Source organism: Paracoccus pantotrophus, from assembly GCF_008824185.1.
GTDB lineage: Bacteria > Pseudomonadota > Alphaproteobacteria > Rhodobacterales > Rhodobacteraceae > Paracoccus > Paracoccus pantotrophus.
Map to the genome: position 1 here is coordinate 194,914 of NZ_CP044426.1, position 11,989 is coordinate 206,902.

At 71.2% G+C, this 11,989-nt stretch carries 12 protein-coding genes; 4 read left to right on the forward strand and 8 right to left on the reverse strand.

All coding sequences use genetic code 11. The annotated features are described in order from the left end of the window. Positions 1-4 precede the first annotated feature (4 nt). Entirely contained in the window at positions 5-388 is a 384-nt protein-coding gene (locus ESD82_RS11355; protein ID WP_123130200.1) for a hypothetical protein, read from the forward strand. On the opposite strand, the gene ESD82_RS11360 is transcribed toward ESD82_RS11355, so the two are convergent. Beyond that, positions 274-4,131, reverse strand: coding sequence for a non-ribosomal peptide synthetase (locus tag ESD82_RS11360; protein WP_028709763.1), 3,858 nt, complete (start codon positions 4,129-4,131; stop codon positions 274-276). The two genes, ESD82_RS11355 and ESD82_RS11360, sit on opposite strands and share 115 nt — an antisense overlap. Positions 4,132-4,283: 152 nt before the next feature. On the opposite strand from ESD82_RS11360, the gene ESD82_RS11365 reads away from it, so the two are divergent. Both ESD82_RS11365 and ESD82_RS11370 read left to right on the forward strand, forming a co-directional pair. Next, complete coding sequence (locus ESD82_RS11365; protein ID WP_024843968.1) at positions 4,284-4,853, forward strand: cytochrome b; 570 nt, start codon at positions 4,284-4,286, stop codon at positions 4,851-4,853. An 80-nt stretch (positions 4,854-4,933) separates the two neighbouring features. Next, positions 4,934-5,266, forward strand: coding sequence for a DUF2794 domain-containing protein (locus ESD82_RS11370; protein WP_028709762.1), 333 nt, complete (start codon positions 4,934-4,936; stop codon positions 5,264-5,266). Positions 5,267-5,277: 11 nt separating this feature from the next. On the opposite strand, the gene ESD82_RS11375 is transcribed toward ESD82_RS11370, so the two are convergent. Beyond that, entirely contained in the window at positions 5,278-6,117 is an 840-nt protein-coding gene (locus tag ESD82_RS11375) for an AraC family transcriptional regulator (RefSeq protein ID WP_024843966.1), read from the reverse strand. A gap of 67 nt (positions 6,118-6,184) precedes the next feature. On the opposite strand from ESD82_RS11375, the gene ESD82_RS11380 reads away from it, so the two are divergent. Next, positions 6,185-7,552 (forward strand): SLC13 family permease, encoded by a 1,368-nt coding sequence (locus tag ESD82_RS11380; protein WP_024843965.1) that lies wholly within the window; start codon positions 6,185-6,187, stop codon positions 7,550-7,552. A 12-nt stretch (positions 7,553-7,564) separates the two neighbouring features. Here the strand turns inward: ESD82_RS11380 and ESD82_RS11385 are convergent, their stop codons facing one another. From ESD82_RS11385 to cobA, 6 genes are all read right to left on the reverse strand, one after another. Then, the gene (locus ESD82_RS11385; protein ID WP_024843964.1) at positions 7,565-8,503 is read right to left on the reverse strand and encodes a DMT family transporter; all 939 of its coding nucleotides are present in this window, start codon (positions 8,501-8,503) and stop codon (positions 7,565-7,567) included. A gap of 99 nt (positions 8,504-8,602) precedes the next feature. After that, positions 8,603-9,409 carry a crotonase/enoyl-CoA hydratase family protein gene (locus tag ESD82_RS11390; protein WP_028709761.1) on the reverse strand — a complete coding sequence of 269 codons (807 nt, stop codon included), beginning with the start codon at positions 9,407-9,409 and terminating at the stop codon, positions 8,603-8,605. A gap of 3 nt (positions 9,410-9,412) precedes the next feature. Next, positions 9,413-10,342, reverse strand: coding sequence for an AEC family transporter (locus tag ESD82_RS11395; protein WP_028709760.1), 930 nt, complete (start codon positions 10,340-10,342; stop codon positions 9,413-9,415). Beyond that, positions 10,342-10,590, reverse strand: coding sequence for a sulfurtransferase TusA family protein (locus ESD82_RS11400; protein WP_024843961.1), 249 nt, complete (start codon positions 10,588-10,590; stop codon positions 10,342-10,344). The genes ESD82_RS11395 and ESD82_RS11400 overlap by 1 nt, the downstream gene beginning before the upstream one ends. Further along, positions 10,587-11,102 (reverse strand): DUF2478 domain-containing protein, encoded by a 516-nt coding sequence (locus ESD82_RS11405; RefSeq protein WP_024843960.1) that lies wholly within the window; start codon positions 11,100-11,102, stop codon positions 10,587-10,589. The genes ESD82_RS11400 and ESD82_RS11405 overlap by 4 nt, the downstream gene beginning before the upstream one ends. Positions 11,103-11,187: 85 nt before the next feature. Further along, positions 11,188-11,922 carry a uroporphyrinogen-III C-methyltransferase gene (gene cobA, locus ESD82_RS11410; protein ID WP_028709759.1) on the reverse strand — a complete coding sequence of 245 codons (735 nt, stop codon included), beginning with the start codon at positions 11,920-11,922 and terminating at the stop codon, positions 11,188-11,190. Positions 11,923-11,989 lie beyond the last annotated feature (67 nt).

The window sequence follows — 11,989 nt, forward strand, 5'->3', positions numbered from 1 at the left end:
GGGGATGGTGTTCGCCAGATATGCGCTTGTCCTGCTGGGCCTGGTGCTGTGCGGGCTGGGCGTCGCGCAGGTGCAGCCGGGGGTGCCGGGCCTCGTCCCGCCTTCGCCTCCGGCCATGGCCGTGCCGGGACCGGATGCGGATGACGTCCTGCTGGGCCTGGGCGGGCTGATCGGCGGGCTAGTCTGCGGCCTCGTCGCATTGGCCTTGGCCCGCCCGCAGCCGCCGCCGGCCCGCGCGCCGGTCGGGGGCAGGGCCGGGACGGCGCCGGCCGGTCAGCCCTCGGCCAGCCTTTTGACCAGCTCCGGCGCGATCAGGGCCGTGGCCTCGGCCGAGGTCATCTCGGCATGCAGGAAGGGCAAGTCGATGACCTCCAGCCCCTCGGCATAGAGCGCCCACATTTCGGGCGTCAGCGTGCGGTCCTTGTGGTCGCGGGCGGCGCGGAAATGCGTGATCGTGCCGGCAAGGCGGCGATGGTGATGGCCGCGGATCAGCCGGTTGGTGCCGGTCACCGTGCGCACCACCCCGTCCAGTACCTGCGCCGGCAGCGCCCCCAGCGCGCTGTCGCCGCGGCGCAGGAAGGCCACCACCGCCTCGCGTGTGTCCAGCTCGCGATGCGCCTCGGGGTCGTAGCCGGCAATGGCCAGCAGCGCGCGCAGGGCGGCGACCGGGTCCGGCTCGGGCTCGTCGCGCCAGGCGTCGCAGGGATAGCTGTCCAGCATGGCGACCAGGCCGGGCTCGCGGCCGGCTTCCGCCAGGATCGCGGCGATTTCCTGCGCCAGGATGCCGCCGACCGACCAGCCGGCCAGATGCACCTGGCCCCGCGGCGCCAGCGCGGCGATGCGCTGCGCATAGTCCTGCGCCAGCGCGGCCAGGCTTTCCGGCATCGGCACCGCCGGGTCCAGGCCGGGATGTTGCAGCCCCCAGACCCGCCGGCTGGGCGCGATGCGCCGTGCCAGGCCGCGATAACCCCAGGCAAGCCCGCCGGCCGGGTGAATCAGGAACAGCGGCGCGGCCTGGGCATCGCCCTCGGCCAGCAGGATCAAGGGGCCCAGCCCGTCGTCGCGGGGTGCCTGCGCGTCCAGCGCCGCGGCCAGCGCGGCAAGCACCGGCTGCTCGAAGATGGTGCCCAGGCCGGGATCGCGGCCCGTCTCGGCCTCCAGCGCCTGCGCCAGCCGTACGGCGGACAGCGAATCTCCCCCCAGCGCGAAGAAATCCGCCTCGGCCGGGGCGGGGGCGTCCAGGTGCAGGATCTCGGCGTAAAGCCGCGCCAGCAGGCGCTCGGTCGCGCTTTCGGCCGCCCGGCCCGAGGCGGCGAATGCCGGCGCCGGCAGCGCCTTGCGGTCCAGCTTGCCGTTCGACGTGACCGGCAGCGACTCTAGCGCCACTTCGGCCGCGGGCAGCATATAGGCGGGCAGGCCAGCCGCCAGCCGCTCGGCCAGCAGCCCCGGTCGCCAGTCCGCCGCCGGCACCAGATAGGCGACGAGGCGCTTTTCTCCGGCATGGTCCTCGCGCGCGATCACCACGCATTCGCGGGCAAGGCCGGTGGCCATGATCGCCGCCTCGATCTCGCCCAGCTCGACCCGCAGCCCGCGGATCTTGACCTGATGGTCCGAGCGGCCAAGATAGACCACCGCCCCGTCCAGCCGCAGCCGCGCCAGGTCGCCGGTCGCGTAAAGCCGGCCCTGGGGCGCGTCGATGAAGCGTTCCGCCGTCAGGTCCGCCCGGCCCAGATAACCGCGCGCCAGCTGCACGCCGCCCAGATACAGGTGCCCGGCCAGGCCCGGCGGCACCGGGCGCATGCGGTCGTCCAGCACCTCCAGCGCCGTGTTCCAGACCGGCCAGCCGATGGGGATGGGGTTGGCGCGATCCTCGGGCCCGGCGGGCCAATAGCTCACGTCCACCGCCGCCTCGGTCGGGCCATAGAGGTTGTGCAGCTCGGCCCGGATGCGGGCGTGGAAGCGGTCGCGCTGATCCGCCGTCAGCTCCTCGCCCGAGCAGAACACCCGGCGCATCGCCAGCCCCTGCGAGGCGGGCGAGGCCAGGAAGGCCGATAGCATCGACGGCACGAAATGACAGGTGGTGATGGCGCGGTCCCGGATCAGCCGGGCGATGGCGGCGGGATCGCGATGCGCGCCGGGCGGCGCCATGACCAGTTCGGCCCCGGCCATCATCGGCAGGAAGAACTCCCAGACCGAGACATCGAAGGTCGCCGGGGTCTTTTGCAGGATGCGGTCGTCCGAAGCGATGCCGTAATGTGCCTGCATCCACAAAAGCCGGTTGACGATGGCGCGATGCTCGACGGCCACGCCCTTGGGCTCGCCGGTCGAGCCCGAGGTGAAAATCACATAGGCCAGGTCGCCCGGCTGCGGCGTCCCCGTGGGCCGACCCTCGGCGGGCCAGTCGGTGGGCAGCAGCAGCTCGGTGCCGGCCGGGAACAGCCCGGCAAGGTCGGCCGTGGCCAGCACCGCCACCGGCCGGGCCTGCGCCAGGATGCGGGCGATGCGCTCGGGCGGATGGGCAGGGTCCAGGGGCAGATAGGCCGCGCCGGCGCGCAGGATCGCCAGCAGCGCGAGGGGCAGTTCCAGTGATCGCTCCAGCGCCACGGCGACGATGCGGTCGGGGCCGGCGCCAAGGTCTTGCAGCCGCGCGGCCAGGGCGGCGCTGCGGCGGTCGAGATCGGCAAAGCTCAGGCTCTCGGCGCCAAAGCTGACGGCCGGCGCCGCGGGCGTGGCGGCAAGCTGCGCCGCGATCAGCGCGGTGAGCGTGGTGTCGGGCAGGGGATGGCGGGTCGCCTCGGCCCGCGCCTTTGCCGCGGCGATCTCGGCCGGGCTTGCGGTCGGCACCTCGGCCAGGGTTTCGGCGGCCAGCGCGGCCTCCAGAAACGCGACCAGCCGGTCGCCATGGCCGCGCACCTCCTCGGGCGTATAGAGAGCGGGATTCGCGTCCACCTCGAAGATCATGCCCGCGGCCGGATCGCCGCGGAAGGTCAGCGTCAGGTCGTCGACCGCGCCGGCGCCGAGGATATGCAGCCGGCAGTCGAGCCCCGGAAATTCCGGCGGCTTGTCAAAGGGCTGCACGTTCACCAGCGGCCCATAAAGCCGCCTGGTGCCGCCGACCAGTCCCAGCTCGCGGCGCAGAAGCTCGCTGCGGTAAAGGCCGCGGCGGCGGCCCTGCGCCATGCGTTTCGACTGCGCGGCCAGCCATTCGGGCAGGGGCGCGTCCTCGTCCAGCCGCAGCCGGTGCGGCAGCACGTTCATCGCCATGCAGGGCACCTGCGCGATCTTGCGGCCCATCCGCGCCATGAAGGGCAGGCCGATCACCGCCTCGCCCCCGGTCCAGCGCGCCAGATAGGCGCCGGTCAGCGCATTCAGCACATCGGGCCAGCCCAGCCGGTGCCGGGCGGCATAGCCCGCCAGCCGATCCAGCAGGGCCTGGGGCAGCATGCGGGTGTCGCGCAGGAAATCGGGCCCGCTGACCGCGCGGCCCGGCGCCAGTCCGGCGACCTCGGGCAAGCCGGCCAGTTCGGCATGCCACCAGTCGCGGTCGGCCTGCCGGCGGGGCGAGGCGCGCCAGGCCGCGTCCTCCTCGGCCGCCAGCGACAGCGGGCCAAAGGGCTCGGGCACGGGCGCCCCGGCCACCAGCGCGGCGTAATGCGCGGCGATGCGGTTCGTCACCAGCACCATGCCATAGCCGTCGATGGCCAGGTGGTGTATGCGTTCGTATAGCAGGTGCCGTTCGGGGCCCAGGGCGAACAGGGTCAGCGCCCCTGCCGGCTCGCAGCCAAGGTCCAGCGGGCGCCGGCTGTCGGCACGCATCTGTGCCAGGGCCTGCGCCTCGGCATCGGGCTGGGCCGAGAGATCGGCAAAGCCCAGCATCGGCGGCAGGCCGACCCATTGCCGCGGCCCCTGGGGCCCGGCTGCGAAGCGCAGCGCCAGGGCCGGGGTCTCGGCGATGGTGCGCTGCACGGCCTGGGCCAGCGCGTCGGGGTCCAGCGGGCCGGTCAGTTCCAGATATTGCCCGGTGTTCAGGATCGGGTTCTGCGGGTCAAGCGCCTGGACATACCACAGCCCCTCCTGCGCCTCGGTCAGGGGACAGCCGGTCTCGGCCGGGATGTCGTGACGCGTATCCATGTCAGGTCCGCCGCGGCCGGGAAGGGAGAAATCGTAAGGAAAGGATCGCGCTGACAACCATGTTACCCCAGGCACCGGATTGCGGGCCTTGCCCGTCTGCGGCCATGGCCATAATGTCGCTAAGGAATTTAGTCAACTTTGTGCGCGGAACCATGCCCTCCAGATCCCTGCCCTGGCGCGATACCGAACGGGTTTACGGGCAGGTGACGCGCCTGCTGCATTGGAGCATCGCCGCGCTGATGCTGTGGCAGTTCTTGGGCATGGGGCTGCGGGCGGTGCTGGGGCGCACGCCGCTGGTGTCCTTTTTCGTCGGCTCGCATCAGCCGGTGGGGACGGTGCTGTTCCTGTTGATCGTCCTGCGGGTGGGCTGGGCGCTGGCGAACCACGGCCGTCGGCCGGATCACGGGCCCGGCTTCCAGGGGCTGGCGGCGCGGCTGGGCCATCTGGCGCTGTACCTGGTCATGGTCGTGATGCCGGTCGCGGCCCTGCTGCGCGCCTATGGCGGCGAGCGTGCCTTTGCCCCCTTCGGATTCGAGATCTTCCCGGCCCAGCAGCCGCCGATCGTCTGGATGGTCAGCGCGGGCGAGGCGCTGCATGGCGAACTGGCCTGGCTGCTTCTGGCGCTGATCGCGGGCCATGTCGTCATGGTCGGCGTGCACGAGGGCATGTGGCGCGACGGCACGCTGGCGCGCATGGCCGGGCGCCGGCGGGCGGGTCTTTAGGCCAGAATCGCGCGGGGCCCGGCGCGGGGCCGCCCTTTTTCGTTGCCTGCGCGCCGGGGCGGTGTCACCATTCCTTCATGATGAATGCGCCCTTCGGTTTCCCGTCCGAACATGATCGCGTGGCCTTCGACCGGGCCGAACTGGGTGTCATCCTGTCCCTCTATGGCCGCATGGTCGCGGCGGGCGAGTGGCGCGACTATGCCATGTCCTTCCTGCGCGACATGGCGGTCTTCTCGATCTTTCGCCGCGCGGCCGAACATCCGCTTTATCGCATCGAAAAGCGTCCCAGGCTGCGCAATGCGCAGGGCCAATACGCGGTGATCGGCATGGACGGGCGCATTCTCAAGCGCGGCCACGACCTGCCCACCGTGTTGCGCGTGCTGGAAAGAAAACTGATCCGCCCGGTGGACTAGGCGGCGGCCCGTCAGGGCTGCCGGCTCTCCGGCGGACGGCTGGCGCGGTTGCGCAGATAGCTTTGCGGCGGCGCGCCGAAATGGCTGCGAAAGGCCGCGACGAAGGCGCTGGCGCTGCGATAGCCCAGCGAATGCGCGATGGTGGTGCTGCTTTCGCCCCGCTCAAGGCGCGCGATGGCGGCCAGCAGCCGCACCCGGCTGCGCCAGTCGCGAAAGGACAGGCCCGTCTCAGCCCGGAATAGCCGCTCGAGCGTGCGGGGGCTGGCCCCGGCCTCGGCCGCCAGCAGCGGCAGCGGCCGCGGGTCCGAGGGATGGCGGCCCAGATGCGCCGTCAGCCGCCGCAGCCGCGGATCCTGCCCGCCGGGCAGGTCGAGGGGCGCGGGCTGCGCCGCCGCGATCTCGTCCAGCGCCACCGCGCCTAGCCGGGCCAGGCGGCCGGCGTCCCGTTCGGCCGCCATGCGCAGGACCACCTCGCGCAGCAGGGCCGAGATCGGCAGCACCTCGCATCCCCGCCCCGCGGGCCGCACCGGGCAGGAGGGATCGACGTAAAGATTGCGCGTCCGCGCCCCGGTGCCGGGACGCGAGACCACCCGCATCTCGTGCCGCGTGCCGCCGGGGATCCAGATGCCGAAGCCGGGCGGCACCAGCCAGACCCCGTCCTCGGCGCCCAGCCGCAACAGCCCCTCGGCCGCCCACAGAAGCTGGCCGCGCGGATGGGCATGGGGGGCGACATGCGCGCCCGCCGCCAGGTCGCGCCCATGCGCCAGCACCGGCCGCGCCGGATCGAGGACAAAGGCGGTGCCGCTGGGATCGAAGCGCAGGCTTGGCGGATCATCGACATCTTTTGTCATGATGGCGAACTTACGCAGGAGGCCGGCTTCTGTCTAGCTTGCGCCGTTCTCCTGTGCAGGCGCCGCCATGAAGCTTTCCGTCCGTCCCCTCGTCTTTCTTGCCGGCCTGGTCCTGGCCGTCCTGCTGGCCGTCGGGCCGGTGCCGCAGCCGCTGGGCCGCAATGCCGCGGTTGTGCTGGTCACGCTGGCCTTGTGGAGCACCGGGCTGGTCCCGCCCTTCCTGACCTCGCTGATCTTCTTCGCCGCGGTGCTGATCCCCGGCCTTGCGCCGCCCGAGCTGGTCTTTGCCGGCTTCGGCTCGGCCGCGGTCTGGCTGATCGTGTCGGGCTTCGTCATCGGGGCGGCGATCACCGGCTCGGGGCTGGGCGGGCGGATCGCCGGGGTGCTGGCGCCGCTGGCGGGCGGCAGCTACCTGCGGCTGGTCCTGGTGATGACGCTGGCGGCGATGGCGCTGGGTTTCGTCATGCCCTCGTCGGTCGGCCGGGCGGTGGTGCTGGTGCCGGTCGGCATGGCGCTGGCCGAGCGGCTGGGGCTGCACAAGGGTTCGAACGGGCGCATCGGCCTGGCGGTGGCGCTGACCATGGCCTGCAACATGCCGAGCTTTGCCATCCTGCCCTCGAACATCCCCAACATGATCCTGGCCGGTGCGGCCGAGGGTCAGCACGGCGTCACCTTCGGCTACATGTCCTATCTGCTGCTGCATTACCCGGTGCTGGGGATCCTGAAATCGGCGTTGACCGTGGCGCTGGTCGTCGCGCTGTTCCCCGACCGGATCGAGCCCGGCTGCACCGAAACCGCCGCCCGGACTCCGCTATCGCCGCAGGAGCGGCGGGTGGCGCTGATCCTTGCCGCCACGCTGGCCCTGTGGATGACCGACCGCCTGCACGGCATCGGCCCGGCCTGGATCGGGATCGCCACGGCGGTTCTGCTGCTGATGCCGGGGCTGGGCGCGGTGCCGCCCAAGCAGTTCAACGCCTCGGTGGATTTCGGCATGGTGCTGTTCGTCGCCGGCGCGCTGGCGCTGGGGGCGGTGGTCAATGCCTCGGGGCTGGGCAGCGTGCTGGGCGGGGTCTTGCAGGACTGGCTGCCGCTGCGGCAGGGCGCGCGCTTCGCCAATTTCCTGTCGCTGACCTCGATGTCGGGGCTGATGGGGCTGGTCACGACCAATCCCGGCGTGCCCACCGTGCTGACGCCCATGGCGCCGGACCTGGCCGCCGCCACGGGCCTGTCGCTCAAGGCGGTGCTGATGACCCAGGTGGTCGGCTTTGCCACGGTGATCTTTCCCTATCAGGTCGGACCCTTCGTGCTGGCCATGCAGCTTTCGGGCGAAAAGCTGGGCCATGTGCTGCGCATCACCGTGCCGCTGGCGCTGCTGACCTTCCTGGTGCTGATGCCGCTCGATTGGTTGTGGTGGCGCCTCCTGGGCTGGCTGTGATCGGGGCATCGTTCAGCCGGCCCGGCTGCGCCGCCCCGCGGCCCGCCAGGGCCGCCCGTCGATCGCCGCCAGCCCCAGGCCGATCAGCGCCATGCCGGCGCCATGGCGCGGTTGAAGGGTTTCGCCCAGGAACAGGAGGCCCAGAAGGATGGCGCTGACCGGGATCAGGAATGTCACCAGCACGAGATTGGTTGCGCCCGCCGTGGCCAGGATGCGGAAATACAGCACATAGGCCAGCGCAGTCGAAATCGCCGCCAGGCCGATCAGCGCAAAGATGGCCGCCGGGCTTGGCGCCGCCAGCGTCCATGGCCGGTCGACGACCGCGACAAGCGGCAGCAGGATCAGGCTCGATGCGATCACCTGTCCGGTCGCCGTGCTCATCGGGCTGACCCCCATCGCGCGGAAGCGGCGCCCGTAGATGCCCGCGAAACCATAGGACAGCGCCCCGGCCAGGCAGGCAAGCTGCGCCACGACATGCGCGCCCAGGTCGCGCAGCGCATCCGCGCCGATCATCACGGCCACGCCGGCAAAGCCGATCAGCACCCCGGCCAGCTTGCCGCCGGTCATGCGCTCGTCGCTGGTCAGGACATGGGCGAGGATCACGGTGAAAAGCGGCGTCGCGGCATTCAGGATCGAAGCCGCGCCCGAGGCGATATGCTGCTGTCCCCAGACGATCAGCGAAAACGGGACGGCATTGTTCAGCATGCCCATGCCCAGGAAGGCCGCCCAGACCGCGCGGCCGCGCGGCATCCGCTCGCCCCGCAGCCGCAGGACGGCCAAAAGGATCAGCGCGGCCAGCGCCACGCGCGACACGACCACGGTGAACACCGGCAGTTCCCGCACCGCCACGGCGTTGAAAAAGAACGACCCGCCCCAGACCGCCGACAGGGCCAGCAGCATCGCCCATTCCAGCGGCGTCATGGGGCGGTTGGTGGCGGTCGGTACCGGCATGATCTTCCCTCCTTCGACCCCCGGGGCCGGTTGCGCAGGGCATGTTGCCGCCTTGGCACGCGGCCGCGATCCGTTTCTTGCGGCCGAAACCCGGCAGGATCAGCCTGCCTCGCCCGGCTTGATCTTTTGCGCCGTGCCCTGGGCAAAGCTGTCCAGCCGGCCCTTGGCGGCGTCCTGGGTGTTGACGATGCCGGCGACCATGGATTCGGCATAGGCGGCGTCCAGCCCCGACATGTTCTGCATATGCGAGATCGCCGAGCAGGCGGCGAAATTCGACAAGGGCGTGTTCTGCGCCACGCGACGGGCAAGATCATAGGCCATGGCCTCGCTGTCTGCCACGCGGTATTGCGCCAGCCCGACCTGCACTGCCTCGTCCCCGGAATAGAGCCGGCCGGTCAGCATCATGTCCACCATGCGCGCCTGGCCGATCAGCCGCGGCACGCGGATGGTGGCACCGCCGCCGGTGAACAGCCCGCGCTGGCCCTCGGGCAGGCCGAAATAGGTGGTCTCGTCCATGACCCGGATATGGACCGAGGAGGCCAACTCCAGCCCGCCGCCCACGACCGCGCCCTTCAGCGCCGCGATGACCGGCACGCCGCCGTATTCGATCTTGTTGAAGGCTTCGTGCCAGCGCAGGCAGATGCGCATGAACTCGGCCGGGCTGCGCTCTTCGCGCCCGTGCTCGACCAGGTCCAGCCCGGCGCAGAAATGCGGCCCCTCGGCGCGCAGCACCACGGCGCGGGCGCCCGAGGCGGGCAGGGCGGAAAAGACCTCGACCAGTTCCTCGATGGTCTCGGCGTTCAGCGCGTTGCGCTTGGCGGCGCGGTTCAGGGTGACGGTGGCGATGCCGTCTTCGTCCATCCGGAACAGCAGGTTGTCGAGCGTCAGGGCCGAGATGTCGCGCATGGTCTAGCCTTTCGTGATCCAGTGAATGACGACGGGAACCGTGGCGATGCTGGCCGCGGTCGAGATCAGGATGGCCGCCGAGACGCGCTGCACGGCGGTGCCGAAATATTGCGCAAGGATATAGACATTGCCGGCGACCGGCAGGCTGGCGGCGGCGATCATCACCCCCGCCGCATAGGGCTCGACCCCGAAGACCGCCAGCGCGGCGATGCCCACGGCCAGCGGATGCAGCACCAGCTTGGCGAAGCTGAGCCAGAGTGCCGGGCCCATGCGCTCGGCCGCGCGGCCGGCGAGGCTGGCACCGATGGCGAAGAGTGCCCCCGGCGTGGCCGAGGCGCCCAAGAGCGCCAGGAACTCGTCCAGCGGTCCCGGCATCGGCAGCTGCAGCCCGGCCCAGGCCAAGCCGGCCAGCATCGAGACGATCATCGGGTTCGAGACGATGCCGCGCAGCAAGGGCACCAGCGTCGAAAGCCGCACCCGCCCCTGCCTTGCCGCGGTGACGATCAGGGTGATGAGGGTCGAGAACACCACCATGTCGATGGTCAGCACCATCAGCACCGGGCCGATGGCACGCTCGCCCAGCAGCACGACCAGCATCGGCACGCCCAGAAAGCCGGTATTGCCGGTCATCGCGGTATGCGCCTCCATCGCCGCGGCGGCGAGCGGCTGGCGGCGCCAGCGCGCCACCGCAAATCCCAGCGCCCAAAGCGCGGCAGACCCCGACAGATAGGCCAGGACGAAGGCCGGGTCGAAAAGGCTGGCCACGTCCAGCGTCGCGGCAAAGCGGAACAGCATGGCCGAAAGCGCGAAGTAGAAGACGAATTTCGTCAGCCAGCCGGTCGCCTCGGGCGGGAAGAAGCGCGTGCGCCCGGCCAGCCAGCCCGTGCCGATAACGAGAAAGAACGGCAGGGTCTTCAGGAAGATCGCCAGCATCAGTCCGCGGCGATCGCGCAGGCGGGGCCGCGCTCGACGGTATATTCGGTCTCGCCCGGCGCCACCTCGCGGCTGCCGATCAGCCGGTGGCCGGATTCGGCGCAGAAATGCGGCACGTCGATCACGGCGGCGGGGTCGGTGGCCAGCAGCGTGACCCGCGCGCCCCGGGGCAGCGCCATCAGCCGCTTGCGCAGCCGCAGCACCGGCAGGGGGCACAACAGGCCGCGCGCGTCGATCTGCACGGTCATGCGGCGGAATCCGCCAGGCGGGCGCGGCACCAGTCGTCGATCTGTTCCGGCCGCAACTCTTCGGCCAGGTCGCCGGCAAAGTCGCGAAAGCCCGGCAGTTGTTCGTCGGGCACATGCACCAGCACCGGGATGCCGGCAGCCAGCGCGCGGGCGATGGTGTCGCGAAAGCCGCGGCCGAAGCATTCCTGCTTGCCGAACTTGTTGACGATCAGCAATTCGGCGCCGCGGTCCAGCACCGTTTCCGTGCGGGCGACGGCCTGGGCCAGCGCGCCGGTATCCAGCCGGCAGGCCTGCGAGCCCGCGCCCAGCGACTGGGTGATGCGCACCAGCGGGCCGGCGTCGCCCAGGATGCGCAGGTCCATGTCGCATTCGCAGCCGGGGCTGATCTCGGTATTGATCTGCACCGCGCCGGCCAGCCGCAGCCCGGCGGCGGCCAGCCGCTCGGCCGTGGCGGTCAGCAGCCGGTCGCCGGCGCCCGGCGTCTGGTCCTGGATGGTGACGAAACCCAGCATGACGATCCCTCTTTCGGCGGCCAGAATAGCTTTTGGCGGCGCGGGTGCAATATTGGGTATTTGAAGAACGAAGAAGCGGCCGGGTTCAGTTCCCCTCGGCCAGCGGGCCGTAGAGGATCAGCGCCGGATGCGGGCTGGGGCCTTCGCTGGCCAGCTGCCTGGCCAGGGCGGCGACGGTGGTGCGGATCAGGCGCTGATGCGGATGGCCCACCGCCTCGGCCAGCAGGGCGGGGGTGTCGGGGGGCAGGCCGTTTTCGACCAGCAGCGCCGCCATGCGCGGGAAGGTGCGCTGGCCCATGAAGACCACGGTGGTGGCGCGCGGATCGGCCAGGGCGGCCCAGTTCTGGTCCTCGGGCAGGCCGCCGGTCACGTCGGCGCCGGTGACGAATTGCAGCCGGCGCGCGGTCTGGCGTCGGGTCAGCGGCAGGCCGGCGACGGCGGCCGCGGCCATGGCCGAGGGCACGCCCGGCACGATCTGGAACGGGATGCCGTGGCTGCGCAGCGCCGCCAGTTCCTCTTCCAGCCGGCCGAATATGCCCGAATCGCCGGATTTCAGCCGCACCACATGCTTGCCCGCCTGCGCATGTTCGATCAGCAGGGCGTTGACATGTTCCTGTTTGGCCGAGGGCCGGCCGGCGCGTTTGCCGACCGAAATGCGCACGGCCTGCGGGCCGGCCTGGTCCAGCACCGGGCCCGAGGCGAGGTCGTCGTAAAGCACCACATCCGCCTGGGCCAACAGCCGTGCGGCGCGCAGGGTCAGGAGTTCGGGGTCGCCCGGACCCGAGGAGACGAAACTGACAAGGCCGATCTGTTCACGCATGATTCCGCGATGCGGCAAAATCCGCGCCAAGGCAAGGGGCTGCTTGCCGCCCGCCCCGCCATTTGCC